This window comes from Paraburkholderia sp. MM6662-R1, from assembly GCF_050436245.1.
Lineage (GTDB): Bacteria > Pseudomonadota > Gammaproteobacteria > Burkholderiales > Burkholderiaceae > Paraburkholderia > Paraburkholderia tuberum.
The window spans coordinates 1058550-1084907 of sequence record NZ_JBNDLV010000003.1; the positions used below are offsets into that span (position 1 = coordinate 1058550).

The following is a 26358-nucleotide window of genomic DNA, read 5'->3' on the forward strand; positions in this document are numbered from 1 at the left end:
CCTGAAAAGAGGCAGAGGGAAGCGCACGGTTTGTTTCAACGCCTGGCGGCGCGGGACGCGGGCTTCTTCGTGAGTCAGGAGTGTGTGGGGGTGGCGCTTACCGGCGGTGGTCGGATAGATTACCGTTCTGTTATCTGGAGTTTGGGTTTTCTGTTCTGATTCAGGCGCGGTGCGTAGATAACAAAACGGTAATCCGAAGGTCAGTGCTCCGACAGCTGAAATGACAAGAATGGGAAGCGTGGTTCAGGCCACTCATTTCTTGCACATATCCGGAGAGACATCATGAAACGTTTTACCGCTTTGGCTGTTGCTGTTGCCGCGCTTGGTTTGTCGATTGGGTCGACTGCTTTTGCTCAGTCTAATTCGTCAGGGTTGACGCGGGCTGAAGTGCTGGCCCAGTTGCAGCAGGCCCAGGCTGAAGGGCTAGTGCCGGCGCCTAAGGATGACTATCCGCCTAGTGAGGCGACGATTGCCCGGAATCGGGAGATTTATGCTATTCAGCATCCGGGGGAAGCAGCGGCTGTGAAGACGGCCGGAGCGGGTGGTGTGGGTGCTGCGGCGGCTTCCAATTGAGGCTGGGTTTGTTCGCCTGCGGAGTTGACTCTTCCTTGTTGTTCGCCTGCTGCTTTGGCCTTTCCTTGATTTCTTATTGGTTTATTAGCATTGCCCCTGTGCGGGGCAATGCTCTCAACTTAAGCCTCACTGCATGAAGCGAGTTTGTACGCGAGATGGAAGTGGGGCTTGGCTTTTCTGGGTGGCCCTGGATAGGAGCGTGAGGGCTGGATCCGGCATCGAGTCTGGTGGATCATTTCCAGCACACCGGCGAGGCCGTCCAGACAGCGCTGGATGCACCGAGGATGGACTTGAGTGCGGCCAGTGCGTACACCCGGTTAGTACTGCAGCCGTAGATTTGTTACTATGCTGATATGAATAAGGACTACTGCACGTCAAGACTATGCATTCGACTGCGAAAACGTGGGCGCATGCCTGCGAGGCTCGTGAATGGCAACGGGAGCCCAACCGATCGTCCAAGAACTTGCGCATTTTGCATATTCTTGAGCATGTTTGTGATTCGCCCTGTCGGCGTGTAGTCCCGGTTCGCACCTGAATCGGTGGTTGGTGTCGCGTGATCTGGGCGATGCCGATATCGCCGCAACGATGGAGTTCTATCGCACTATCGAAGGTCGAGTGAGCTCGTTGTTTGGATGATGAGCTGCACCAGTGGAATCAAACCCTAGCTAGAATGGCACTTACTTACTAAGCCGAAACAAAGTAACCGGACATGGGTCAAGCCGCGTAGCGGACTGACGGATGTTGAAACATGGATCGGACCAAAGCCGGAATCTTTTGCAACGAGCGCAGAACCGCTCGAACACGCTGCTTGAGATGCCCGGGACCTTTGATGGCAAGCTTGCCGATCTTGTGATGTTTGAGATAACCCCATACCAACTCGTCCGGGTTCAGGTCTGGCGAGTAAGCAGGAAGGAAGAACAGACAAAGGCGCCCATCTGATTCCGCGGCAAGCTGCCGGATCGCTTTGCAACGATGTACCGGATGACCATCGGCAATCAGGAAGACAGGCGCATCGGCGGTGAGCATCAGCCGTTTGACGAAGTCGACGTATACGGAGATCTTGAAGCTGCCTTCGAAACACATGAAGCGAAGTTGGCCACGCGGGCTGATCGCTGAGATCAGGTTCACCTTGAAGCGCGCGCCAGTGACTTCGACTACCGGAGTTTGACCGACCGGCGCCCAGGTCGTGCCGCTGTGATAGTCCGATCGTACCGTCGATTCGTCGACGAAGAAGATCTGTGCCCCGACGTGTTTGGCCTGCCCGACAATGGCCGGGTATTGGTCCCGCATCCACGACTCGACCAGTTCAGGGTCGCGTTGGTACGCACGCGCAAGCGGTCGCTGGGGCGAAAGCCCGAGCTTGCGCAGCAGTCGACCGACCGACACCTCGGAGAGCCTGACGTTGAAATGTTCGCGAATCAACTCCCGCACCATGTCTCGCGTCCACAATGCAAACTCGAACTTCATCTGCATGGGGTTCTTCGTTGTGACCGTCTGATAGACGAAGCGGATAGCCTCGGACGACAGCTTCATCGGTCGACCAGGGATTGCCTTGGCTCGTAACGCCTCGATGCCCCCTTCGCGCCAGGCCGCCAACCACTCGTAAATACGCGCCCTCGAGAATCCGAGCGTGCGGATCACGTCCTCCGGCGACTCGCCAGCTTCGACGCGCTTGACCGCACGAATACGGATCTCTTCAAGCGTTGCATGTGAAAGCTGCCGGCCGTCGTCCTCTCGCATCTCGCCTCTCCCTAAACCCCTTAAAGCTTAGACCATGGCGTCGATTTATGTTCGCTTACTTACGCACTGGTTAGTAAGCCCGTGGAGCGTGCCCATATTTTTGGACGCGCTCACGTGCGATGTGACGAGGCTCTTTCAGCCATGGGTAGGACTTCGGTCTTCGTTTGCGCATTCGTGGTTCGATGCGACCGGGGCGACTCCCAACGCAAGACTGCGTGATCAGGTTGAACAGGAGACTCTGGTTGTGAGTTGCCGTCAGACCTCTGGCCAGCCATTCAGTCCATAACTGCACCGTGTGTTTGAAACTCAGTGTTCTCGGGTCAGTGGCATGGTGACTGGCGGCCTGAGCCATCAGCAGCCGAATCACGTTGTAGGCCAGCAGATGGACCCAGATCTCCTTTTCGTTCATGTGGGCAGTCTGGCAATGCAGCACATCCATGCCCATCGTCGTCTTGATGTTACGTAGATCCAGTTCCACGTTCCAGCGCCTGGCGTACAACTGCGAGAGGTCCTGTTTGCTGGTCTTGCGTGCATCAAGCATCGTGGTGACCAGCACCCGGTGATGCAGCCTGGACTCGCGCACCATCAGTTCATCGGGGAAGGCCTGGTACTGCTCATGCGTCATCCAGTCGGGACGCTGCCGGGGTTTGGGCCACGTCACAATGTGATCGCGCGTGCCCAGGGACCGGCCTCGCCGAAAGTCGGTGCGGCGTGCCCCATGCTGTTCCATCACGACGTCCACCCCGGCGGCGATCATTGAGGCCATCAGAAAGTAGTGGCAGTACAAGGCATCGGCGACGATCACGTCACCTTTGCGAAACGTGCCTTGCAGCATGCGAAACGCCGTCAGCTCCCCGCTGCCTTTGCCCGCGTAAGTTCCGACCGCCGACTCCAGTACTGCGCCGCTTGCCAGACAGATCACCGCAACCAGATAGGCCAATGGAAAGCCCACTCCTTCGGCCTGAGCACTGGACTGCGGGAAACGGGCCTGGTTCGACGGCGTATCGGGCATCGAGATCCCGGTGCCGTCAACCAGCTTGACCGGGCGCCCGCGCCACTTCCAGGCAGGCTCGGCCTGCTCATGCAGTTGGCGCCCCGTCTCGCGCGCCAACTCCCGCACCATCGTCAGCGGCAGTCTCTGGCGAGCGCGGCAGTAGCCTCCCGTACGCACACTCATGGGCCGCAGCCCGTCGGCAGCTCGCTGCGCCGCCCACCCGTTGACTGCCTTCTGACAGGAGGCGTCCTCTTCCAGCGCCTGGCGCATGAACATCGACAGTGTCACCGTCGGCGGATACAGCCGTTCCCGATGTTCTGGCAAATACGCTTCCGTTATGCCCAACAGCCCCGGGCTCGTCAGTATGTTGAAGTAGTCTACCGCCTGGGCCCTGCACGCCCGGCTTTGAACCCTGCTTCGTGTTTGCCTGTGATGACTTCGTGCATTACGATCCATGGGGGCTGATCTTTGGAATGAGACGGTGTTTGCCTGGTAACAACCATCGTATCAATCCCTGGATCAGCCCCCTCCCTTTCTCTTCAAGCACTTACCCGCGTCTTCTCCTCCATGTAGGCTTAAGTAAGTGCCATTCGTTCTAGAGCGCTTGTTCGGCGCAAGGAGCACTCTGCCACCGGTACGGCGTCGCCCAGCCCGGATACCCCTGCCTGACCTCGTGGTACGGTTCCCACACTCAACGCTAGTCGCGATATACGGCCCTCAGCATCGGCAGAATTTCATAACGAAAGCCCCGTCCGGAAAGAATCGCCGGGTCGGCATCGCACAGCGCGTGCATTTGCGCCTCGCCCGATGCCCGGAATATGCCTACACCCCAAGCACCGGCAGGGTCGGCAACCGGGCCGAACACGACGGCCACACCCTTGTGCAGGAGTCCCGTCAAATACTCGGCGTGATGTTTCATGATTTCCGCCTCGTCCGCGTCCATGTCGTGCGCAAAGGTTGCCCGCGGCGGTAACAAGCGACATAAAAAGTGCTGCTGCGCCAGTGCCGGAGGCGTCACGTGGCCGGCAAGCCAACCCAGTACGCGCTCCCAACCTGCGCCATGACCACCGCACGATTCGGGGTGCCCCGAAAATCCCTCGTGCCACAGCGTCAGGCGTGTGCCGCCTTCGATCGGATCCAATCGGATGGTGACGGTTGTCGTCGTATTCCTTTCATCCCAATCGGGCCGCCACGTCTGGACCAGTTTTCGCGCCGGGATGACTTCAAGGAACTCGCCTCCTACACTGAAAGGCTTCCCGTCAACGCCTACGCCATTGACGCGCCATCGCCCGCCTGGGCGCACTTCGCCGGTCCACTCGGTGGTGCGATAGGTATCGGACGATCCCCACCAGCGTAGAACTTCGTCTCCCGTGGTCAACGCCTCGAATATCCACTCCGCCGGCGCTTCAATCTCGACAGTTGCCACGATAATGCCTTCCGTCAGGTCCGCCACCGCACGGGCCTTGTTTGCCATGTGGTTCATGTGGTTCTGGTGCAAATAGGCTGTCTGGACGAGAAGGTCTCGATAAAAACGATACCTTATCGATAAGACAGGACCGCATTCCATACGGTAGGTACAGTGGCATCTTTGAGGCCGAGCTTTGCGAGGTTGAACTGGCCTTTGCGGATGCGATGCATCAACTCAATGCCGGCCAGAGTGATCGCGGCGTTCCTGAAACGCTTGAAGCCGAGCATGGCATTGGTCCGGGACTTGATGTGGCGATGGTCCTGTTCGATCAGATTGTTGAGATATTTCGAAGATCGAACCTTCGTGCCCTCTGGCATCAGGCCGTCGGCCTTCATCTCGCGCACAGCACGGTGTGAGGCGGCATAGCCATCGAGTGTAATGGTTTGCGGCGGCCGCCCCTGATGTTTGATTGCCTTGTTGAAAAAGGCTCTGGCCGCGTTCACGTCGCGTTTCGCCCTGAGCAGGAAGTCAACCGTCTGGCCCGCCCGATCTACTGCCCGATAAAGATAGACCCATTTACCGCGGACTCTCAGGTACGTTTCGTCGACGCGCCACGACGTTCCCGCAGGCGTGCCGAACCGGTTCCAGCGCTTGACGAACTCCGGCGTGTAACGCTTCACCCAACGCAGGATCGTTGTGTGGGCGAGCGACAGGCCGCGCTCGGCCATCATCTCGACGAGATCACGCAGGCTGAGCTTGTAGCGTAGATACCAGCGCACGCACTGAATGATCACATCGCGGTTGAAGTGACGGCCTGAGAACAGATCGCCCATGTTTTTAAGCTTGCTCATTATCGAATCATGAGATCGGGGAAGCAGCACTCTAACCCATCACATTCACTGTTTGCACCAGAACCGATTCCTCGGCGCTACACCTGCACGGGCGCGGACGTCTCCCCGCCGCTCTCGTGGTCCGGGGTACCCGCCAACGCGAAAAGCCTCGTGCTGATCGTCGACGACCCCGACGCGCCCGACCCGGCCGCGCCACGGATGACATGGGTCCACTGGGTGCTTTACAACATCCCGACGACGGCTCCTGGTGTTCAGGAGGGCGTCACTGCGGGCGCGCTTCCGGCAGGCACACTTGAAGGCACCAACGACTTCCATCGCACCACGTATGGCGGCCCATGCCCGCCCACTGGCCGTCATCGGTATTTCCATAAGCTCTACGCGCTCGACACCGTGCTGCCCGATCTTCACAAGCCCACAAAGGCGGCGTTGGAAAAGGCGATGCAAGGCCATGTCGTGGCGCACACCGAACTGCTCGGCACATTCAAGAAGTAACACGCAGACCCCTGGACGCTACTTGTCCGGGATTGTCGATTCCGCGTCGATGACAAGAAGCGCATCCAGCAGCTTGAGAAGGAATTGCAGCGCAAGGAGAAGGCGCTGGCCGAAGCGGCTGCGCTTGTGATTCTGAGAAAAAAGTCCAGGCGATCTGGGGACGTCCGCGCCGAATCTGGTGAGGGCTATTGCCTATGGCTCGCCACTACATGGCCGCGCGGCGCTCTCCTACCCCATGTCCAAAAACTCTCTGTACGGCGTCAATTCGCGAATTTACGTCGAGCTTTTCGAAGATATTTTTCAGATGCCACTTGACCGTCTCGGGTGCCAGTTTCAACGACCGGCCGATTTCCTTGTTCGAAAGACCGCGGGCAACGCACTCGAGTACCTCAAACTCCCTCGCACTAAGAACATCCGGTGACAGCGGCACGGCCTCAACATGCGCGGGCGACGCAGCCGGTGAATTGCCGAAGGCATCAAAAGCTGTAAGCAGCCTGTCGACATACGCCGTTTCTGCCGTAGGAACATTCGCTGAAGCCAAGCGAAATTGCTGTAGCAACGCGCGCACGGGTGGCCCCTCATCCACGAAGCTGTTAATCATGCCGCTCTGCCTTCCGAGCCGTAGCGCTCGTTCGAGCGCACCAAGCGCCTTTTCGGACGCTCCACATTGCGCGAGCGCGCATGAGAACAGCAAGGAAACCACAGCCTCCGAATAGCGCCTGCCCGTAGCAGCCAGAGTATCAAGCAAAGGTGTGAGAAGCGTGACGGCTTCATCTGCACGATCCCCGGCGATCAGTACGCGAGCCTGCAGGAGACAATAGCTCGTCCAGGTGTCTACCGCGCACCCAGTCCGCCCTTCGCACATCATTGGCACGCTCTTGCTCAGTTCGTCGGCGATCTGTCTCGCTTGAGCAACGTTGCCTTCTACAAGGAGCAATCTTACCGTTTCGGCATCCAGCGCCAACTTCAGACGTAGCCAGTGTCGGGTTACGGCGGCCTGTCGACCGTCTTCGAGAATAGCCAGCGCCGAACCCATCTCCCCGTCGCGCCACAGCAAGCGTGCTGCAGACAGTATATGGCGCATCAAACCAGTTAGCGGCGAGGTTTCCAGTGCAGCGGTCGTGCGGCCCGCGATCATCCTCCGTGCTTCAGGCAGTTCGTTGCACTCATAGTAGATCGCAGCAAGGCAACTGGCCGCCCAGGTTGCGCAGGATGACGAGCGGCCCCATGCTTTTTCGATGCGGTGGAACATCGCCTCAAAAATTCGCCTTGATTCAGACAGCTCGCCATGCACAAATGCAGCAACACCGAACGACGAGCGTCGAAACATATCCGAGTAGTCGGGATCCTGACCCTGTTCAACTCGCTCGCCGACGGCGTCGCGTATTTCACGTATCTGGTCGAACCTGCCCCTGTGCATCAAGCCGAAGAGCTGCGCGTATTGCGCGCAGCGCTGCACCCAAGGCGCCGTAGGCGCCACTGAGGTTTGAGCAGCATGGCCCAGTTCGAGTGCCCGCTCGCTGTCCTCTACCATAATGGCGATCAGTGCGCTGACCGCGTTGATCTCCGCCAATGCCGCTTCCTCTACCATGCGGGTATCCTTGCGACGCCCCCGAAAGAATTCGTTGGTAACAGCAGCAACCTCCCTCGAGGCGGCGTCCGGCTGAATCGAGAACACGAGCGCCCATGCTTTCGTCAGGCGCAAACGAAGCCGTCTCTGGATGACATCCGGTGGCAGTTTTCCGATCCATCCTAGCAACGTGTTCAACTCCCCGCGCTCGAGCATCTCCATCGCACAGTTTTCAACCCACTGTGCCGCCTGCTCGAGTTCGCCTGCAGCCAAGGCATGTCTGACTGCCTCGGGCCAAAGACGTGCTCCTGCAAACCATTGGGACGCACGACGGTGCAGCAACGGGACGTGTTGCGGCATCTGGCGAAGAAGGCGCCGACGAAGTGCGTCGGACAGGAGCGCATGATAGCGGTACCAGTGCCGTGTTTCATCCAGCGGCCGGATGAACACGCTGTGCCGCTCGAGCCAGTCGAGCTGGCCCGCGCTTCCACTTCCCTTGCCCATGATGGCATCGCACAACTCAGGGGCGAGTCGTTCAAGAATCGACGTGTACAGCAGAAACTTCAGCATATGGAGCGGCAGATGTGCGAGCACGGTATCGTTCAGGTACGAATCGATTCCGGAACTGACTCCGACCAGCGCACCGGCGACCTTGGCCGCATCGCCCACATCGCGTAGCGCAAGAGCAGCAAGTTGCAAGCCAGCGACCCACCCCTCCGTTGCCTCGTTCAGCAACTCAACACTGGTCCGGTCAAGCGGCACGGTGCCTGTCCGGTCAAAAAATGCCTGCGCATCGGCGATCGAAAAACGGAGATCGTCGACATCAATACGTACTAGTTCCTCTGGAGCTCGAAACTGACCAACTATCAAGGCCGGTTCACCTCGCACCCCGAGCAGGATATGCATGTTCTCGGGGGCATAGCGAAGCAGACGGGAAGTAATCGCAAGAACCGGTTTCGCAGTCAGACGGTCGGCGTCATCCAGCACGAGGAAAACGCGTCTGCCGGATGCAGCGATCCCGTTCAGGAGTAGTGAAATGACCGTTCTGATAGGAGTCAGCGGATCGTTATTAAGGATCTGTTGCGCTTGCGAGGCAATTTCCGCCGAGGCCCTGGCGAATGCGGCCACCAGGTAAGCGCAGAACTGCTGCGGATCATCGTCTTCCGCGTCGAGGCTGAGCCATGCAACAACATGCTTTCGCTGCGACAGCGCTTCACACCAACCAGCAAGCAATGTCGTCTTGCCGAACCCCGCCGGGGCGGTCACGACGGTGATGCTGCGAACCGGCTGCTTACGCAACCACTTAAGCAACACGGATCGTTGCACGCAGCCAGACGGAAGACGGGGCGGGAGCATCTTGGTCTGAATCAGCGACACGCTCCATGGGCGATCGGTACTGTCTGAAGACGCATGCATGTTTGTCCTCTACTGGCCCCCAATCGAGAAATAATAGCGCGAAATTATGCCAGCGCTATTGCTGCGACGGTTCTGTTGCAATAGCGGAGGCTGGGATGCTGCGGGAACTAACAGAATGATGTGGACGGCCATGAAGGCGCTGAGTCCGGCGGTAGCCGAAGTGCTGAAGCGGTTGCACTATCCGGCTCGAGATAATGTTGGTGTGCGTGCGTTGGTACGTGGCCTACCCGCTGAGCTTGCGCAATCTCGAGGAGGTGATGGCCGAACGCGGGATCGCGGTCGATCATTCGACCGTGCATCGGTGGGCCATCAAGCTTCTGCCAGTGCTTGAAAAGACGTTCCGCCGCTGCGAGCGCCCGGTCGGCAAGAGCTGGCGGATGGACGAAACCTATGTGAAGGTCCGGGGCACATGGAAGTATCTCTAACGCGCCGTCGACAAGACCGGCAACACGGTTGATTTCCTGCTGCGAGCCAAGCGGGACAAGGAAGTGGTCCGACGGTACTTCGAGAAGGCCCTCGATCAGAATGGCGCGCCCGAAACCGTAACCATCGACAAAAGCGGTGCCAATCTGGCCGGGCTGCACGCCGTGAACGGGGAGCGTGAGACGCCCATCAAGATCCGCCAGGCCAAGTATCTCAACAATATCGTGGAACAAGACCATCGGGCGATCAAGCGACGTATCCGACCCATATTGGGATTCAAGGATTTCAGTTCTGCCCGCATCTTGTTGAGTGGCATTGAACTCATGCATATGATCGCCAAGGGGCAGATGAGAGACTCCGGCAAACTCAAGCCATCGGCCGCCCGGCAATTCTACTCGCTGGCGATGTAAGCAATCCTTAGAAGTGGCTTCGAGAATTCAGACAGTTCGTTGAGTGGAAAAGCTGGGGGGTGAGTCGGCCATAATGGGCGGCAACAAGGAACCAGAAGATGACGAAACGAAACCGACGGACCCACTCACCGGCGTTCAAGGCAAAGGTGGCCCTGGCGGCGCTCAAGGACGACAAGACGCTGGCAGAACTGGCCCAGCAATTTGATGTCCATCCGAACCAGATCACGGACTGGAAGAAGCAACTGCAAGAGCGGGTTGCCGATGTGTTCGAAGTGGGGGGCGCGGCGCCGTCGGCGCCGCCAGTCGACGTGAAGGTGCTGCACGCGAAGATCGGGCAATTGACGTTGGAGAATGATTTTTTAGAAAGCGCGCTCAGCAAGGCGGGACTGCTGGGCGTAAAGCGATGATCGATCGTGATCACGCTCTACCGGTGACACAGCAGGCCCGGCTGGTAGGCATCAGCCGCTCGAGTGCCTATTACCAATCGCGTGGGGTCAGCGAAGCGGATCTGAAATTGATGCGCCGGATTGACGAGCTTCATCTCGAGCATCCATTTGCAGGGGCACGAATGCTGGCAAGGCTGCTGCGTCGCGAAGGCATCAAGGTCGGGCGCAGACACGTCAGCACCTTGATGAAGCGCATGGGCGTCGAGGCGTTGTATCGCAAGCCAAACACGAGCCGCAAGCATGCAGCCCACAGGATCTGGCCGTACCTGCTGCGCCATCGCAAGATCGAACGGGCCAATCAGGTCTGGGCGCTCGATACGAGCTATATCCCGATGGCGCGCGGCTTCGTATATCTGACGGCCGTAGTGGACTGGGCGAGCCGTCGGGTGCTAGCACACCGGGTGGCGATCACGCTGGAGAGCTGCCATGCCGTCGAGGCGCTGGAGGAAGCGTTTGCGAAATACGGCCTGCCTGAGATCGTCAACACGGATCAAGGCAGCCAGTTCACCGCAACCGAATTCACCGACGCGGTGCTCAGCCGGAACGTTCTTCTGTCCATGGATGGAAAGGGCGCCTGGCGTGACAACGTGTTCGTCGAACGGGTGTGGCGAAGCGTCAAATATGAAGAGGTCTATCTGAAAGCCTACGACTCGGTCAGCCACGCCCGCCGCTCAATCGGCAATTACCTGAACTGGTATAACCAGAACCGGCCTCATTCCAGGCTGGCCGATCAGACACCGGATGAAGCATACTTCGCCACGCTGCCAGCGATAAAATCGGCAGCTTGATTGTAAGCGCACGATCCAGCACACGGAATTGACGTCCCTGGGTGGTGGGGAGATGGCGTCTCACGACAGCGCGTCGATTGGTGAAGTTCGCGCCAATGCGCTGGTCAAATCAAACGGGGTTGCGTGCTGCAGCCGTGAGCTTCGCGAAGTTGAAGGGCAGCAGGTCTGTGACATCGGCATCCGGTGCTCGTTGCGGCAATTCGGTCAGCACATGCACGAGATATGCGTAGGGTTCGACATTGCAGGCTCGACACGTGAGCATCAGGCTGTAAACGATTGCGCTCGCTTTCGCCCCGGCAACAGTGTCACTGAACAGCCATGAGGATCGGCCTGTACAGAATGGTCTGATGTCGCGCTCGATGACGTTGTTGTCGACGGCGGCACGCCCGTCGCTCACGTAGCGGCAGAGATACGTCCACTGGTTGCGTGTATATGAGATTGCCTTGCCCAGCAGGCTTTCTGGCAGAACCTGCGGCGCCTGTTCGTCCAGCCACTTTCTGAACGCTTCGAGTAGTGGCACGCTGTGCTGCTGGCGCAGCCGGTATGTGTAGTCAACGCGCGTCTCGCCTTCGGGCATATCGGCTTTGGCCAGCGCCTCGACCTGATACAGCGCCTTGAAGTATTCCAATGCCTGCCCGGCGCGGCCGCCGGGTTTTTTCATGCCCTTGAGCGCGTCGACGAAGGCCCGACGGGCGTGAGCCAGGCAGCCGAAGTGGGTTGGTCCTTCGAGCGTACGCCAGGCGGCGTATCCGTCCGTCATCAGCAGATCTTCATAGCCGGCGAGGAATGCCTGAGGATATTCCTGCCCCCGCCCCGGCTGATAGTCGAACAGTACGACCGGCTCCGCACAGTCTTCGGCACTGCGGTAGACCCACATATACGATGTGCTCTGCGCGGTCTTGCCGGGCTCCTTGAGCACCTGCACCGTTGTCTCGTCGCCATGGATCAACGGCTGCGACAGCAGCGTCTTGCGCAATGCCTCATAGAGCCGGCGGTAATGCAGTTCAGCGGGCCGGATGATCCAGTTTGCCAGCGTGCCACGTCCGACTTCGATGTCTGCGCGCGCCAGTGCGTGAGCCATCCGGTATAGCGGTGTCCCGTCGACATACTTGCCGGCAGTAACGGTGGCGATCATCGCCGCACTGGCATTGCTGCCCGGCAATGGCTGCGCTGGCATCGGTGCGGTGATCACCGGCGTGCGTTCGGCATGGCGTTCGCAGTGGCGGCACGCGTACTTGAAGCGCACGTGCTGCAGCACGGACGCCTTCACCTCGATATGCAACTGTTCGCTGACCTCTTCGCCCATGCGGTGAAGTGCGTGTGCGCAGCATGGACAGATCTTCTGCTCTTCGGGCAGGTCGTATTCGATGCGCTGACGTGGCAGGTGCGCCGGCAGTGGTTTGCGTCCGGGCCTGTTCCGTGCCGCCCCGGGTACATCTGGCAGGCCAGTATCGGGCAGCGCGAACGTGCCTTCGGCATCGCCGGCGTCATCGTCGTCGTGGTCGGTGGCGGCGATCTGTTCGGCCTCGTCGAAGACACGAGCCCCGAGCTTCTCGCTACTCGGCGCGAAGCGCTTGCTCTGCGCCAGGCGGAACTGCTCCTCCAACTGGGCAATCCGTTCGCCCAGCTGCCGGTTGCGTGCCTCGAGTTCACGGATATAGGCCTGGGCGACCGACGGCAATCGGGAGAAGTCGTCTTCGTTCATGCTCCCAGGATAGCGAATGATTGCGCGCGACGGGTTTACGGGAATTTGTAACCGTCCACCCGCCCGTTGTTTTTACTGGGAACGCCCGGCGTTCAGCTCGCGTGACGGTACCGCCGTGCCGGATGGCGGCGCACTGCGTCAACGTCAATGCCCTCAAGGAGCCAATGCAGCTGTTCGGTCGTCAACTCGATCACAGCCTGTTGCCGACGTGGCCAGACGAAGTGGTCCTGCTCGAGGCGCCGCAGCATCAGCCAGAAGCCGGTGCGCTCGTAGAACAGTAACTTGACCCGGTTGCGTCTGCGATTGTGGAAGGCAAACACGGCACGTGCAAATGGGTCGAGTTGCATGGACTGCTCGACCAGTGCCACGAGGCTATTGATACCGGCACGGAAATCGATCGGCTCACGATGCAGGAAGACCTTAATGTTCGCCTCGAACCGGAACATCATTGGGCTCTCAGTGCGGCAATCATCGCGCTCACCAGTGCGGCGTCGCGCCCTGAGCATTCGAGCTCAAGCTTTACACCGTTGGGCAATCTGGCCGACAGGCGCGCAGCTTGTGTCGCCGGTGGCGACAGATCTGCGCGATCCAGTTCAGGCGTCGGCTGCGCAACATGTGTCGTCGGCGCCGCGTCGTCGATCGCGACGACCGGCACGAAGGCCGACAACCCGACAGCAGTGTTGAATCTCGCGGAGGAAGTCGACTGTTCGCGCAGCCGAACCCATTTGCGCAACTGGTTGGCGTTCACCCCAGCCTTCAGGGCGAGGCCAGACAGCGATGCGCCTGGCTGCAGGCAGGCGTCGACCAGTCGTCGCTTGTCTGACGGGTGGAAACTGCGCTTGCCGCCGACACCAACGCGTGTCACCCGCAAGGGCAAAAAGGTCAGGTCATTCTCGGTCATGGATTGCGTCCGCAAGTTTGGGTTGCGGACGCAATCGTGGACCTTCTCAAAGGCAGAAGCTAGGTGCGTGAAAACTAGCGCTTACGCTTGATTGCCTCAGCAATTCCACTTAAAAACTCGCTGATCCTGTCCGAACGAACGAGGCCACCTCTCTTCTCACATCGCAATCGTCCGCCAAAATCGCCTTACCGCGACAGAACCGCTGAAACTGCGCATCGGGGGCACGGACTGCGCGTCTTGTGCATTGAAGATCGAGAACGCGATGAAGGGGCTGCCAGTCGTGTCCGACATCAACGTTAGCTACGGCCAGGAAAGCCTGACCCTCACATTCGACGAGGACCGCACGTCGCTTGCCGCGATTTGAGGCCAAGTCTCATGCGCTCGGCTTCACGCCGGTTGGCGGTCCCGTCAGTGAGCCGACTGGTGCCTCCGAGGCCGGCCGCTCGTCGTGGTGGCGCCCGAAGGCTCGTGCCCGGGTCCACACCTGCCCCACTCCGTAACAGGCGGCCCCAAGCATGCCAACGAAGAAACCGACTGGCCAGTTGGAGACATAGGAGAGGGCGATCGATGTCCACACCGTGACGAGCGAAATTCCAACCGACACGCATATCGCAAGAATCGGCCGGTCAGTCAGCGAGCGGGCCGCAGCCGCGGGTCCAATCATCAGGCTGAACACTAGCAGCGCGCCCACTACCGGGAGCGCCATTGCCGTCGCAAGCGCCAGGATGCTCATGAACGCAAGTTCCATCGCGCGGCTCGATACGCCTCTCGCCTTCGCCAGATCGGGCGATACCGAACTGAGCAGGAGTGGCCGGAAGAGCACAACCGCAACCGCAATCGAGAACCCGCTGATCGCGGCAACCGGCGCGAGATCGGTGTTGCTCACGCCCAGTACTTCGCCGAAGAGAAGGGCATAGACCGCTTGTGAATACCCGCTCGTCATGCTCAGGAACAGCGCCCCGAAGCCTAGCAGCGTGACGAGGCACAGGGCGGTTGCGACTTCGTGTCTTCCGCGCCGGCTCAGCCAACTGATTCCGATCACGCCGAGACCAGCGAAGACGATCAGGCCGAAGAGCGGATTGATACCGAGCAGGCTTGCCGCTGCAGCACCCGGAAAGGTGCCGAGCGGCAAGGCGTGCGCGGCGAACGAGGCGCCTCGAATCACCACGAAGAAACCGATGAATCCGGCGACCGCAGCCACGATGCTCGCCACGATCCACGTGTTGGTCATGAAACTGGAGAACATGGTCAGGCCTCACCCGGTTCACGGGCGTTCAGGGCGATCCGCGCGCCCGTTGGGGGCTTCCGTGCAGGTCCGGCGCGAACCTGTGATGACATACAGGGCGAAGATAAGCGTCACCACGAAGAAGCTCACTGGCCAGCCGTGCCCGGGGGTCCAGTAGTAGCTGTCGTACGCGAGGAGGATGCCCCCCCAGGTCGTGCCCAGGCCGATTAACGCGGACAGACCCGTGGCCCAGCCTGGCCGCTTTGCCACCCTCAAGGCGATCGCCGCCGGACCTATCAGGAGTGCGGTCGACAGGATGGCGCCGACCGTAATAGCTGATAGGGAAACGGCCAGCGCCAATACCAGCAGGTGCAGGAATCCGACCGTCCGTACCCGCACGCCCATGACCGCAGCCAGCTCTGGGTCAACGGAGCTGAGCAGCAAGGGACGATAAAGCACGCCCGCGGCAATCAACGCCCCCGTGCCCACCGCCAGTGCGAGCGGAATGATCGATGCCGGAATGGCGAACATTGATCCGAACATGACGGTGATCGCCGCTCCAGTCGTGCTTTTCGATGTCACGTCGAGGTAAAGAAACAGCGCGGCAAGGCCAAGCCCCGCGCCCAGCACGACGCCGGTCACAAGATCGCGCTCACGGGCGCGGCGCACCCGCACCAGTTCCATGCCGCCCGCTGCCATGACCGCCATGATGAGAAATCCCAGCAACGGGTTGATGCCGAGCAGGAACGACGCAGCACCGCCCGCGCTGCTCACATCGGCCAGCGCGTGGCCGGCGAAGGACTGGCTCCTCATGACGGTGAATACGCCAATTACGCCGGACACGACTGCGGCGCCGCCGCCGACTACCATCGCGGTATGCACCGGTTCGCTGCTAAAGAAGCCCGGTTCAAAGATGAGGGTGAGCAGGGAATCCATCTTGAATCAGGGAACCTGCACAATGTGGGCGGGGTCTCGCCGAACGGCGGCAAGCATTTCGGCCTCGGTGCCGGCGGCAATCACCAGCACGCGGCCGTGCACGCGGACGACATCGATGTGATAGCCGTACAGTCTGCTCAGGACCTCGGTACGCACCACTTCGTCCGTCGCCCCGCTCGCTGCGTGGCCATTGGCGAGGTAGACGATCCGGTCCATCACCGGCAGCAAGGGATTCATGTCATGCGCCGAAAGCAGGACCGCAAGCCCGTGCTCGACGCTCAGGCGGCGCAACAGCGCGACAATTTCGGCGACGCTGCGCATGTCGAGGTTGGCCAGAGGTTCGTCCAGCAACAGCAGCCGCGGACGGCGAACCAGAGCGTGTGCGATCAGTACCCGCTGCTGCTGGCCTCCGGACAGTTCCCCGATGCGCTGGTCCGCGAAAGGCTCTGCATCCACGGCTTTGAGCATCCCGTCGACCGCCTCGCGGCGTTTTTTCGACGGTAACGGCAAGCCGAGCCTGTGGCCCTCGAGGCCGAGCGACACCAGATCCCGCGGACGCATCGGGAGGTAGGGGTCGAGCGCGATCTTCTGCGGGACGTAACCCACCGAGGTCAGGCTGCGCGCACCATTGATCCTGATGCTACCTGCACTCGCTACCTGGAAGCCGAGGATCGTACGCAGCAGCGTGGTCTTGCCCGAACCGTTCGAACCGATAAGGCCGCAGAACTCTCCCGCTTCCAGACTGAAACTCACCTCATGTAGCACGCTGTGCCCCGGGAAAGAGACGCTCACCCGGTCGACCGCAAGGACCTCGTTGCCAGGGCACATGCCGCTCACTGCACAGCCTGCAAGGTTTCGGTGGACACTTTGGAAGTCACTGCCTTTTCCAGCGCATTGACTTCCGCCAGCATCCACGACTGGTAAGTAAAGCCGGGGGTTGGCATGGTCTCGTAGACGCCGACCACCGGAATACCATTTTTCCTGGCCAGATTGAGGAACGATTGTGTGAGCGCATCCGTGACCTGCTGGTTGTAGACGAACACCTTGACCTTGTGGTCCGTGAACAGGCCGTTCTGTTTCGTCACGTCCTGCGGAGAGGGATCGGTGCCGTTCATGATCGCCGCCTGCAGGCTGAAGGGTGTGGCGATATCGGTGCCGACCGCTTCGAGCATGTAGTTGGCGACCGGCTCCGTCACCGCGACAGGCGTTTTCGCGTAGTGCGCCTTGAACGATGCAATTGCAGCCAGCCACGGCTTGAGTGATGCGTCGAACTTCTTCACGTTGGCTTGAAAGTAGGCTGCCTGCGCAGGGTTCAATGCGGAAAGGTCCGCTGCCACTGCCTTCGCAACCGCCGGCATGGGTTTTCGGGTCGTACCAGAGATGCGGGTTCGGCGTGCTGTCGGGCAGGCCGAGCAGGTGTTGGGCGTCAATGACCTTGCGTTTGTTGTTGGGCGCGGCTGCGATGATCTTGTCGGCCCAGGCGTCGTATCCCACGCCGTTCTTGACGATCAGATCGGCGGAAGCAAGCTGCGCTGCCACCTTCGGGTTGACCTCGAACGTGTGTGGATCCGTATTGGGATCCGTTTCGATCGCGCTCACCTGAACGTACTTGCCGCCGATCTGGGCGATGACGTCGGCGTACTCGTTTTCGACACCGATGGCGTTGATTACGCCAGCCGCTGCTGATGCCGCCATGGCGCTTCCCTGATGCACGGCAAGCAGTACCAATGCAGCCGAAAGGCTGCCGATGGGCTTTAGTGCGGCGCGCCAAACAAACCGGTCTGGCTGTCCTGACCTCCAGGATGCGCGGGGCTGAACGGAGTTGCAAAGCCTGGCGGCGATTTTTTTCATTGGCGTTCCTGGCACGAAAAATAACAATCCGATAGGATTAGATACGTTATAACATAACACTGGCGGTGTCCAGCGTTCCCAGCAGACAGACTGGCCGTCCCGGAGCGTGGCATCAGCGAAGCGGGCTGTCACCGCATGGGGGCATCTCGACCGTAACCATTTGCTCAGCGCCCGGGCATCTCGACGGGCGAACATGCTTGAGCGCGTGCCGCTCACAGGAGAATGCAATGCAAGATGCAACCGGCTTCCCGCGTATCCCGACGACCATCCTGACCGGCTTCCTCGGCGCCGGAAAAACGACCTTGCTCAACCGCATCCTGACCGAGCATCACGGCGGACGCGTTGCGGTCATCGAAAACGAGTTCGGCGAAGCGGGCATCGACAACGAATTGCTGGTGCAGGACGGTAACGAGCAGATTGTCGAAATGAACAACGGCTGTATCTGTTGTACGGTGCGTGGCGACCTGGTGCGCATTCTTTCGACGCTCGCCGCGCGACGGGAGACAGGAGAATTCGCGTTCGAGCGGGTCATCATCGAGACAACGGGACTTGCCGATCCGGCGCCCGTCGCGCAAACGTTCTTTGTCGACGATGTCGTGCAGGAGAAATACCTGCTCGACGCCATCGTGACGGTGGTCGACGCACGGCATGGCGGCGAGCAACTCGACGAACATCACGAAGCGCAGGAGCAGGTCGGATTCGCGGACCGTATCCTCGTATCCAAGCTGGACCTCGTTGGCGAAGAGCAGGCGCAGCAACTGATGCGCCGGTTGCGGCAGATGAACCCGCGCGCGACGATCAGGCCGGCACATTTTGGCGAGACGGACCTGAAGCAACTGCTCGACATCCGCAGCTTCAGTCTGGATGCCATTGTCGACATCGAGCCCGATTTCCTTGAAGACGTTTCGCACGAGCATGACGACGATGTGACGTCCTTCGTCTACCGCACTACTGCGCCTCTGGATCGGGACAAGCTCGAGGCGTTCTTCAGCGCGACGGTTGCGATCTATGGTGCCGCGATGCTGCGCTACAAGGGTGTGCTGAACCTAGCGGGTGTCGACCGTCGCGCAGTGTTCCAGGGCGTACATATGATTTTTGGCGCGGATATCGGTAAGTCCTGGGGCGCGAATGAAACGCGCGAAACCCGGATTGTTTTCATCGGCAAACAGTTGCCACATGACCTTATCAAGGCGGGCCTCGACAACTGTATGGTTGGCGAAGTCCTGCAGAACTGACACGAAGGATCGCGCCTGCTTGCCGCGCACCCGCCTCGGCCAGCAGGCTGGCCGTGTCGATTCATGCGATCTTCTTCACCACGTTTGAGGCTCCACTTTTCCCATGCACAAGCTCCCCGTCACCGTACTGTCCGGCTTTCTCGGCGCGGGCAAGACCTCGCTCCTGAACCACGTCCTGAATAACCGCGAAGGCAAGCGGGTGGCCGTAATCGTGAACGATATGTCGGAAGTCAACATCGACGCTCAGCTGATTCGTGACGGCGGCAGCCAGCTCTCGCACATCGACGAAAAGCTCGTCGAAATGAGCAATGGTTGCATTTGCTGCACATTGCGCGAGGATCTGCTGATCGAGATCCAGCGGCTCGCGCGGGAGAAGCGCTTCGACTATCTGCTGATCGAATCCACGGGCATATCCGAGCCCTTGCCGGTGGCGGAAACCTTCACGTTTCGCGACGAACAAGGTCACAGCCTCTCGGATATCTCTCGCCTGGACACGATGGTGACGGTCGTCGACGCCTATAACTTTGTGCGCGACTACGGTTCCCACGACTTCCTGGCGGATCGCGGCGAAACGATGGGTGGGGAAGACCGCCGCACCGTGGTCGATCTGCTGACCGAGCAGATCGAGTTCTGCGACGTGATCGTGCTGAACAAGACGGACCTTGTGAGCGCAAGCGAGTTGGAGTTGCTCAAAGGCGTGCTGCGAGTGCTGAACGCCCGCGCGAAGATCGTCGAAAGCCGCTTTGGCCAGGTGCCGATCGGGCAGGTTCTCGATACCGGCCTGTTCGACTTCGAAGCCGCTGCGCAAGCGCCTGGGTGGCTCAAGGAGATGCGCGGCGAACACATTCCCGAAAGCGAACAATATGGCATCACCAGCTTCGTCTACCGCGCGCGCCGTCCGTTTCATCCGCAGCGTTTCTTCGACTGGATTCAGAGCGAGTGGCCGGGCGTCGTGCGCTCGAAGGGGTACTTCTGGCTGGCCTCGCGCAACCATGCGGTCGGCGAATGGTCGCAAGCCGGCGCGGTCTCGCGTCACGGACGCGCCGGGACCTGGTGGGCGGCCGTGCCCAGGCACGCCTGGCCGCAGGAGCCCGAAGCACAGGCTATCATCCGAAGCCGCTGGCATGAGCGTTTCGGGGATCGTCAACAGGAGCTGGTTCTGATCGGCACCGGAATGGACGAGGCAGCCTTGCGCGCGTCCTTTGATGCCTGCCTGCTAAGCGAGGACGAACTGGCCCGTGATGAAGTCGCGTGGCACAAATTTACCGACCCGTTCCCTGAGTGGACGCAGTAAGGTGTGTCCACCCGGGCAGTAACCTGGCACCATGCATACTCAATCGTATTGAGGTACTTCGCCTGCCTGGCGCCAGGCACTCAGGCGAGCTCGACCGGGCCGTGATCGTCGCAATGATCGCCGTGCGGATGGTGCAGGTGGCCGTTGACCAGGTAGTCGACGTGATCGCCATGCGGTACCGCTTCGTGGCCGCATGCCGGCCCGTGGACATGTCCCGACTCATGACCGCCGCAGTTCGAAGTACATTGATCCGGATTTTTTGCGCTCACCTCCAGCCGGTGTTCGTCCACGTGATCGCCATGGGGATGGTGCAAGTGGCCATCGTGCAGATAGTCAGTGTGATCGCCATGCCTGATCGCAGTGTGTCCGCAGTTCGGACCATGCTGATGGTCATGATGGGCATGATGCGGTTCGTTGCAGGTGCTCATAGCGGTGCTCCTCGACTCACGTGATAGTGAACGCATGACGTGGGCTTCGCGGCGTGCCCCCAAATGGGCAACGGTTAATCCGGCCAGATGTTAAAGCGATCCTCCTTACGCACGCCGAAGTCAACGCCCCTTTTTTCCGTCTAGATGATGCCATACCCCCGATGAAGTCAACGCGTCTATGCTTTAATTAACCGGCGCGGTGGGTTCGATAGCCGCAAAACATCGGGGCTTGCCTTGCAGGTCAGTTGCAAAACGCGTCATTCCTCCTTCGGTGGCTCATCAAATTCGGATGGCGGATGCTCACACTCGTGTTCAGCCACGTCGCTGATGACACGCTTTACGTGCTCGTCAGTTGCTACACAGAAAATCTGTTTTCCGCACCGATCGGCGCGCAGCACCCGGGCTGCTCGCAAAAGCCGCAGGTGATGGCTGACGAGCGTTTGCGCCAAGCCATATTTTGCCGCGATGCAGGAAACGCACATCGGCACGCGAAGGCATGCTGCAATTATTTTCAGGCGGGTCGGATCGCCCATCTGCCGGAACATCTCTACCCGTTCCGCGACCTGGTCGTCGGTCAACTCGGATGCCTGCATTTTTGCATTCCAAAGAGTCACGTCGCCCACAGATGACGCACCGCCGCATGCACGGAAATGCCACGGTTGCCCGTCTCCTGCCAGGGGTCATCGGGATATCGAAGTCGACCAATGGTTCTCGACACATTAACGTGGCCGGAACCCAGGCGCGACGAAAAGGCTATGTACGAAGGGTCAAATTGGGCGATTAGCTATCCGCAACCGAGCGATGGCGGCTGCACCATCAAGATAGCCCTTCCATCGGAGCCAGGTCGAACGGCCGCGACGGGTTGGCGGATTCAACCGGTATGGTTCAGATAGCGTGAATACGGTCCTTCATCCAATCCCCACAGTGCCAGCCAGGCCGAAAGCACCGGCCCGGCTAGCAATGGCGGAAAAAGCCCTGAGCGCGAAGCGGACTTGAAGCGGACTTCATCGCGAGGCTCGGTGGCCGTTGGAGGAGAGTCAGGCCTGGAAGTTGAAATGGCCTTGGGTGGCGTTATGACCCGTCAGGTTGAGGTCGACCTTGAGCAGAGGGTTTTTCATCCGGTAAGCGCTCGCTTTGCTGATGATCGCCGGGGAGCATGGTGTCGTCGAGATGGAATTACCGAGAAGCACCGCGGGGGCGCCGCTCGGACTCCAGTACGGCTCGAGTTCCGCATGAATGTCCACGCCAATATCGAGTTTGCCTTTACCGCCCTGAAGGTCGAAGATAATGGGCGCGCGCTCGATCGAGACGATTTTTCCGTACATATGGGCGAAGTCGGCCAGCGGGCCGCCGCGCTCGCCCCGGTAGACGCTGGAGAGCGCCTCAAACTGGACATCGGTGGCCCGGTCATCGATGTACACGGCTACCTGCCAGTTGCCCTGCAGGATATTGCCAGGAATGAAGGTGGCACAGGCCACCGTCAATCCAGAGACCTCAATGTCATCGATCGAGCCCTTGTCGAAGTGGTGGGCGATCGCGGCGCAACAGCTGCCATTGTCGGCGTCCTCACCTATGCAGCAAGGGCAAAGTACGTTGCAATTACACACTTCCAGAATACTGCCGTCGAGTTTGTAGCTCACGTTAGCCTCCTTGCGCCTTTACACGCCTCGCGCCGTCACCTCGCCTTCAACGGCTACTGGCATCAAGAATAGACCATTGATGCTGGCCGGAAAGGCGCGGATTCACACTACGGGCGTTCATTGGCGCGAACTGCCGGCTCTCGATCATTAGTGAGCCTGATCCACGTTCGTCGAAGCGACGGACTGTCGGGGTTCGGATACCCGGGTGATGCGAGCGATGGCTCTAACGTAACCAGGCCTATTCGCCCGAGGGCGCCGTGTGGCCAAGCACGCCGGCGGCCGCCAGTACCGCCAGCATGGCGACGGCTTCGACGGCCAGCAGACGGTCGAAGCCGCGTTGCGCGTCAGGGTAAGCGGGACCGCCATCTGCCGTCGCGGCCTGCGAGCGCGGCAAGTGGATCATCCGCTTGTAGCCGCCCAGCAGCACCGCCAGCGTGACGCACACGAACTTAAACGCGAGCGGGCGTCCATACGGTACGCTGAGTAACGGGGCAGTGAGGTGGGCCGTATCCTGCGTCACGTTATAAATGGGCTCCGTATCGCAGCAGGCCGAGACTGCCCGGTGCGGACAAAACGACTGAAAGTGACGTTCGCGAACGTCACTTGTTGGCCGGCGGATCCGCGTAGCGTCGCTCGCAGCATCTGAAGCACGCGGCGCATATTCTTATCACACGATGCTGTGTCCGGCCAGAAGCAGCCGATCACGTCAGGAAAACGTTTGCCTGCTTCTTCCTGGTGACCGGACGCCAACGCGGCACGAGCCAATCGCAATGATCGCGTGCCTGGCGCGTCCCGGTGGGCCTGTTGGTCAACCTGGCGAGCGCGTGGCTGCTCGGCGACCATCACGGGCATGGTTACGAAGACGAGGCGCAGAAGATCTTCGCTCCGTCCGGTGTGTTTGCCGTTTCCATCTTCGAAGATGGCATCATGCGGTGCTCCGGCGCTTTAAGGGGTTGTCCCATGTCACGGTCGAGGTCCAGCCTGCTCAAGCGGTGGCGTGATCCACGATGCTACTGGCGCCACACACTTGTATGCCAGGAAACCTTGCGTTGAGCGTGCATAGGGATTCTGGTCGTAGCCGGTTATTGACCAGCTGAACGCGGTGGTATGCGTGGAACTTCGGGCGGCGACAACAAGCGCTCCCCCGGGCGAATCTGGCCGGAATCTCCGACGTACGTTCGACTCTATCTGTTGAAAACACCGTGGGTGCGCGGGCTCGTTCGCGGCCTCTTCAGCACCGTCGCGGGCGCCTGTCGTCAGGTCTCGTCGGCCAATTGACGCAGATCGTGCACAAATGCGTCGACCGGATCGTCGTCCGCACCGATCAGGCGCGCGTGCCCTTTCGCATCGAATATGTAGATCGCCGAGCTATGGGTTACCTCGTATCCACCGTTCGCGCGGGGCTTGTCAGCCTGGTACGCGACGCGATAGCGTTGCGCGAGCGCCTTGATCGCGCTCTCGGAACCGGTCAGGCCGACGTCGTGCTTTGCGTCAAACGCATCGACATACGCATGCATCACTGCGGGCGTGTCCCGCGCCGGGTCGACACTCACGAACAGGACCTTCACATGCTGTGCGGCGCCGCCAAGTTGATGCGTCACTTGGGCCAGTTTGGCCAGCGTCTCCGGGCATACGTCCGGGCAATGCGTGTAGCCGAAGTAGACGAGTGTGACATCACCTGCCAGGTTCGCCTGGCTAATCTGCTTGCCGGCGTCGGAGGTCAGCGCGAAATCCAGATCGGGCAAATGCCCCTGGACGTCCGTGAGCTTCCATGGCTCTTCATGGTGGCAGGCGGCAAGTGAAACAGAGAGCGTTGCGCCGACAACGAGACGCACACAGCGATCAAAGAATGGGGGCATGGATTGGTGCGGCATTGCCGTCGCAAAGATCAGGATTGGGAAGTACAGTCTATTGCGGAAAGCTTTCATTCGTCTGCCCGCGTAGTGCCTCATCCGCTTTTCAACTCTCAACGACAAGGCTCCATTCGAGGTTTTGTCGCATTAACGCGGTCAAGTAAAATGCGTCGACCGCAACGCATGACAACCATGATGGCAAAGACGAAGACGCCGCGCAAGACGCTGCCCGCTGGCATTGGCAAGGTACTGAAGCGGCTGCACTACCCGCTGGACGTGATCCTGCTGTGCGTGCGGTGGTACGTGGCGTACTCACTGAGCCTACGTAACCTCGAGGAAATGATGGCTGAGCGGGGTATTGAGGTGGATCATTCGAGCGTGCACCGGTGGGTTATCAAGCTGCTGCCGGTGCTTGAAAAAGCATTCCGCCAACGCAAACGGCCTGTGGGCAAGAGCTGGCGCGTCGATGAGACCTACGTCAAGGTCAAAGGCAACTGGAAATACTTGTACCGTGCCGTCGACAAGGCGGGCAACACTGTCGATTTCCTGCTGCGCGCCCATCGCGATAAGGCTGCAGCTCGCCGCTACTTCGAGAAAACGATTGAGCAGAACGGCGAGCCCGAGACAATTACCGTGGACAGGAGCGGCACCAACCTGGCTGCGCTTGAAGCGCTCAATGCCGTGCGTTTAACACCGATCAAGGTCCGTCAAAACAAATACCTGAACAACGTCGTCGAGCAGGATCACCGTGCCATTAAACGCATCATCAAACCGATGCTGGGGTTCAAGGAATTCCGCTGTGCGCGCATCATCCTGTCTGGCATAGAGATCGCGCAAATGATCCGCAAGGGGCAGATGTGTGACGACGGCGTCGCCTCGACTGCAGCCGAGCAATTCTATTCTTTGGCAGCGTGAGTAGTCCTACTCATATCAGCTTTTGCTCAAGCTGCGATTGTTATCGCGACAGAACCCAGTCGCCGGATCCAGGCGATCGAATCATTCGCGCCGCTTGTCCTGGAGCCGTGATCTTGCGGCTTCAATTGACTGGTGCAATTTCGCCTGTAACTGCTCTCGTGGCGGCAGCACAGTCAGATACTCTGCGACATGGATACCGCTTTTATCGAGTTCGAGCAGCTCGATCTGCTCCTGCTTCTTGCCTGCACACAGGATAATGCCGAGCGGCGGTTCCTCGTCTGGCTCCTGTTCATGTTTCGCGAGCCAGCGCAAATAAAGCTCCATCTGACTCTTGTATTCGGCCTTGAACGTGCCCAGCTTGAGTTCGATTGCAACAAGCCGTCGAAGCTTGCGGTTGTAAAAGAGAAGATCAATGTAAAAATCGTCGTGATCAATCAGCAAGCGTTTCTGACGAGCCACAAACGTGAAACCAGCACCAAGTTCGAGAAGGAACTGCTCCATCTCTCGCAGGATCGCATCCTCCAGATCCTTTTCGAGGTAGTGATCGTTGAGACCAAGAAAATCCAGCACATACGGGTCCTTCAGCAACGCGTCGGGAGGCACACGTCGTTCGTCCCTCAGCATCGCGAGATCCCGCCGGATTGCGTCTTCGGGTTTCCGCGAGATTGCACTGCGCTCAAAAAGCATTGAGTCGATGCGCTCCTGCAACTGCCGCGTGGACCAGCGTTCGACACGGGCAAGTTCAATATAAAAAAATCACGCTTCACCGGGTCGTCGATGTAGATCAGCGTCTTCAGGTGCGTCCAGCTCAATTCTCTCCGCACTGCGGAGACAATCGCTTCGTCGGCAAAAACCTCCGCAAGACGCATGCAGTGGCGCAACTGCTTGTCGCTCCAGCCGCGCCCGTATTCGGCGGTAAGCTGACGCGCCAACGATCCGATCACCTGTTGCCCGTACTCCGCGCGGGCGCCCCGCAATACCTCTGCCTCAATACGATGCCCCACCTGCCAGTACAGCAGTGTCAGTTCTGCATTGATCGCAACGGCGGCCCGTTCGCGCGCCGAATCGATCAGCTGTCGGACTTCGTCAAGCAAGGAGGAAGGCGTAAGGTCGTTCATACTTTCATGCTCAGGTGTGCGGCTACCGCCGCGTTAAAACTGCCCGCGGACGGCCCAATCTGTCTTCAAACCCGTCACCGGGGCTTGCGCCGGCGAGCGTCCGAATTGTCTCCGCAGTGCGGAGACAATTACGGATACCTGTTCGG

General features: G+C 59.8%; 24 protein-coding genes and 4 pseudogenes. 10 read left to right on the forward strand and 18 right to left on the reverse strand.

Going from position 1 to position 26358, the window contains the following annotated elements:
• The first annotated feature begins 282 nt into the window (after positions 1-282).
• Positions 283-573: a DUF4148 domain-containing protein gene (locus OKW39_RS27780; RefSeq protein ID WP_429332126.1), complete on the forward strand. Its 291-nt coding sequence runs from the start codon at positions 283-285 to the stop codon at positions 571-573.
• 714 nt (positions 574-1287) lie between these two features.
• On the opposite strand, the gene OKW39_RS27785 is transcribed toward OKW39_RS27780, so the two are convergent.
• The 4 genes from OKW39_RS27785 to OKW39_RS27800 all read right to left on the reverse strand — a co-directional run bounded on the left by OKW39_RS27785 (position 1288) and on the right by OKW39_RS27800 (position 5566).
• The gene (locus tag OKW39_RS27785) at positions 1288-2313 is read right to left on the reverse strand and encodes an IS630 family transposase (RefSeq protein ID WP_429564101.1); all 1026 of its coding nucleotides are present in this window, start codon (positions 2311-2313) and stop codon (positions 1288-1290) included.
• 70 nt (positions 2314-2383) lie between these two features.
• A complete protein-coding gene (locus tag OKW39_RS27790) occupies positions 2384-3763 on the reverse strand; it encodes an IS4 family transposase (protein ID WP_429563926.1) in 1380 nt (459 codons plus the stop codon).
• 241 nt (positions 3764-4004) lie between these two features.
• Positions 4005-4790 carry an SRPBCC domain-containing protein gene (locus OKW39_RS27795; RefSeq protein ID WP_429360591.1) on the reverse strand — a complete coding sequence of 262 codons (786 nt, stop codon included), beginning with the start codon at positions 4788-4790 and terminating at the stop codon, positions 4005-4007.
• 56 nt (positions 4791-4846) lie between these two features.
• Positions 4847-5566 carry an IS6 family transposase gene (locus OKW39_RS27800; RefSeq protein WP_429563900.1) on the reverse strand — a complete coding sequence of 240 codons (720 nt, stop codon included), beginning with the start codon at positions 5564-5566 and terminating at the stop codon, positions 4847-4849.
• Positions 5567-5575: 9 nt separating this feature from the next.
• On the opposite strand from OKW39_RS27800, the gene OKW39_RS27805 reads away from it, so the two are divergent.
• Both OKW39_RS27805 and OKW39_RS27810 read left to right on the forward strand, forming a co-directional pair.
• Positions 5576-6058 carry a YbhB/YbcL family Raf kinase inhibitor-like protein gene (locus tag OKW39_RS27805; protein WP_429564102.1) on the forward strand — a complete coding sequence of 161 codons (483 nt, stop codon included), beginning with the start codon at positions 5576-5578 and terminating at the stop codon, positions 6056-6058.
• 51 nt (positions 6059-6109) lie between these two features.
• Positions 6110-6208 (forward strand): annotated as a pseudogene (locus OKW39_RS27810) (transposase); the annotation flags it as partial.
• Positions 6209-6263: 55 nt separating this feature from the next.
• Here the strand turns inward: OKW39_RS27810 and OKW39_RS27815 are convergent.
• Complete coding sequence (locus OKW39_RS27815) at positions 6264-9005, reverse strand: LuxR C-terminal-related transcriptional regulator (RefSeq protein WP_429564103.1); 2742 nt, start codon at positions 9003-9005, stop codon at positions 6264-6266.
• A 169-nt stretch (positions 9006-9174) separates the two neighbouring features.
• Between OKW39_RS27815 and OKW39_RS27820 the strand changes: the two are divergent.
• Positions 9175-9877, forward strand: a pseudogene (locus OKW39_RS27820) (IS6 family transposase).
• A gap of 98 nt (positions 9878-9975) precedes the next feature.
• Positions 9976-11111, forward strand: a protein-coding gene (locus OKW39_RS27825) for an IS3 family transposase (RefSeq protein WP_429564104.1) whose coding sequence is annotated in 2 segments (ribosomal slippage) — positions 9976-10240 and positions 10240-11111 — 1137 coding nt in all. Because the reading frame shifts where the segments join, the coding sequence is not laid out codon by codon here.
• Between the two features lie 109 nt (positions 11112-11220).
• Here OKW39_RS27825 and tnpC read toward each other — a convergent pair.
• The 3 genes from tnpC to tnpA form a co-directional block, all read right to left on the reverse strand.
• The gene (gene tnpC / locus OKW39_RS27830; RefSeq protein ID WP_429562207.1) at positions 11221-12816 is read right to left on the reverse strand and encodes an IS66 family transposase; all 1596 of its coding nucleotides are present in this window, start codon (positions 12814-12816) and stop codon (positions 11221-11223) included.
• A gap of 92 nt (positions 12817-12908) precedes the next feature.
• Entirely contained in the window at positions 12909-13265 is a 357-nt protein-coding gene (gene tnpB / locus OKW39_RS27835; RefSeq protein ID WP_165572787.1) for an IS66 family insertion sequence element accessory protein TnpB, read from the reverse strand.
• The gene (tnpA, locus tag OKW39_RS27840; RefSeq protein WP_429354897.1) at positions 13262-13717 is read right to left on the reverse strand and encodes an IS66-like element accessory protein TnpA; all 456 of its coding nucleotides are present in this window, start codon (positions 13715-13717) and stop codon (positions 13262-13264) included. Before tnpA ends, tnpB begins: the two co-directional genes overlap by 4 nt.
• Before the next feature lie 262 nt (positions 13718-13979).
• On the opposite strand from tnpA, the gene OKW39_RS27845 reads away from it, so the two are divergent.
• A complete protein-coding gene (locus OKW39_RS27845; RefSeq protein WP_429564105.1) occupies positions 13980-14081 on the forward strand; it encodes a hypothetical protein in 102 nt (33 codons plus the stop codon).
• 9 nt (positions 14082-14090) lie between these two features.
• Here OKW39_RS27845 and OKW39_RS27850 read toward each other — a convergent pair whose 3' ends face one another.
• From OKW39_RS27850 to OKW39_RS27870, 5 genes and pseudogenes are all read right to left on the reverse strand, one after another.
• Complete coding sequence (locus OKW39_RS27850) at positions 14091-14963, reverse strand: metal ABC transporter permease (protein ID WP_429564106.1); 873 nt, start codon at positions 14961-14963, stop codon at positions 14091-14093.
• A gap of 18 nt (positions 14964-14981) precedes the next feature.
• Complete coding sequence (locus OKW39_RS27855; RefSeq protein ID WP_429564107.1) at positions 14982-15878, reverse strand: metal ABC transporter permease; 897 nt, start codon at positions 15876-15878, stop codon at positions 14982-14984.
• A 6-nt stretch (positions 15879-15884) separates the two neighbouring features.
• Positions 15885-16706 (reverse strand): metal ABC transporter ATP-binding protein, encoded by an 822-nt coding sequence (locus OKW39_RS27860; RefSeq protein ID WP_429564277.1) that lies wholly within the window; start codon positions 16704-16706, stop codon positions 15885-15887.
• Between the two features lie 5 nt (positions 16707-16711).
• Positions 16712-17236 (reverse strand): metal ABC transporter solute-binding protein, Zn/Mn family, encoded by a 525-nt coding sequence (locus tag OKW39_RS27865; RefSeq protein ID WP_429564278.1) that lies wholly within the window; start codon positions 17234-17236, stop codon positions 16712-16714.
• A 61-nt stretch (positions 17237-17297) separates the two neighbouring features.
• A pseudogene (locus OKW39_RS27870) lies at positions 17298-17924 on the reverse strand (metal ABC transporter substrate-binding protein); the annotation flags it as partial.
• A 32-nt stretch (positions 17925-17956) separates the two neighbouring features.
• On the opposite strand from OKW39_RS27870, the gene OKW39_RS27875 reads away from it, so the two are divergent.
• The 3 genes from OKW39_RS27875 (at position 17957) to OKW39_RS27885 (ending at position 20710) form a co-directional block, all read left to right on the forward strand.
• A complete protein-coding gene (locus OKW39_RS27875; protein WP_429564108.1) occupies positions 17957-18964 on the forward strand; it encodes a CobW family GTP-binding protein in 1008 nt (335 codons plus the stop codon).
• 103 nt (positions 18965-19067) lie between these two features.
• Positions 19068-20258, forward strand: coding sequence for a zinc metallochaperone GTPase ZigA (gene zigA / locus OKW39_RS27880; RefSeq protein WP_184071862.1), 1191 nt, complete (start codon positions 19068-19070; stop codon positions 20256-20258).
• 101 nt (positions 20259-20359) lie between these two features.
• A complete protein-coding gene (locus OKW39_RS27885) occupies positions 20360-20710 on the forward strand; it encodes a hypothetical protein (RefSeq protein WP_429564109.1) in 351 nt (116 codons plus the stop codon).
• A gap of 233 nt (positions 20711-20943) precedes the next feature.
• On the opposite strand, the gene OKW39_RS27890 is transcribed toward OKW39_RS27885, so the two are convergent.
• The 4 genes from OKW39_RS27890 to OKW39_RS27905 all read right to left on the reverse strand — a co-directional run bounded on the left by OKW39_RS27890 (position 20944) and on the right by OKW39_RS27905 (position 24185).
• On the reverse strand, positions 20944-21279 hold the full coding sequence (locus OKW39_RS27890; protein WP_429564110.1) for an ArsR/SmtB family transcription factor: 336 nt from the start codon (positions 21277-21279) through the stop codon (positions 20944-20946).
• Between the two features lie 444 nt (positions 21280-21723).
• The gene (locus OKW39_RS27895; RefSeq protein ID WP_184071866.1) at positions 21724-22326 is read right to left on the reverse strand and encodes a DUF1326 domain-containing protein; all 603 of its coding nucleotides are present in this window, start codon (positions 22324-22326) and stop codon (positions 21724-21726) included.
• A gap of 238 nt (positions 22327-22564) precedes the next feature.
• Positions 22565-22846, reverse strand: a complete 282-nt coding sequence (locus OKW39_RS27900) for a CopD family protein (RefSeq protein ID WP_429564111.1) — start codon at positions 22844-22846, stop codon at positions 22565-22567.
• Positions 22847-23582: 736 nt separating this feature from the next.
• A complete protein-coding gene (locus tag OKW39_RS27905) occupies positions 23583-24185 on the reverse strand; it encodes an SCO family protein (RefSeq protein ID WP_429564112.1) in 603 nt (200 codons plus the stop codon).
• A 186-nt stretch (positions 24186-24371) separates the two neighbouring features.
• Here OKW39_RS27905 and OKW39_RS27910 point away from each other — a divergent pair, with 186 nt between their 5' ends.
• On the forward strand, positions 24372-25094 hold the full coding sequence (locus OKW39_RS27910) for an IS6 family transposase (protein ID WP_429564279.1): 723 nt from the start codon (positions 24372-24374) through the stop codon (positions 25092-25094).
• Between the two features lie 81 nt (positions 25095-25175).
• On the opposite strand, the pseudogene OKW39_RS27915 reads toward OKW39_RS27910, so the two are convergent.
• Positions 25176-26212, reverse strand: a pseudogene (locus OKW39_RS27915) (PDDEXK nuclease domain-containing protein).
• Between the last annotated feature and the right edge of the window lie 146 nt (positions 26213-26358).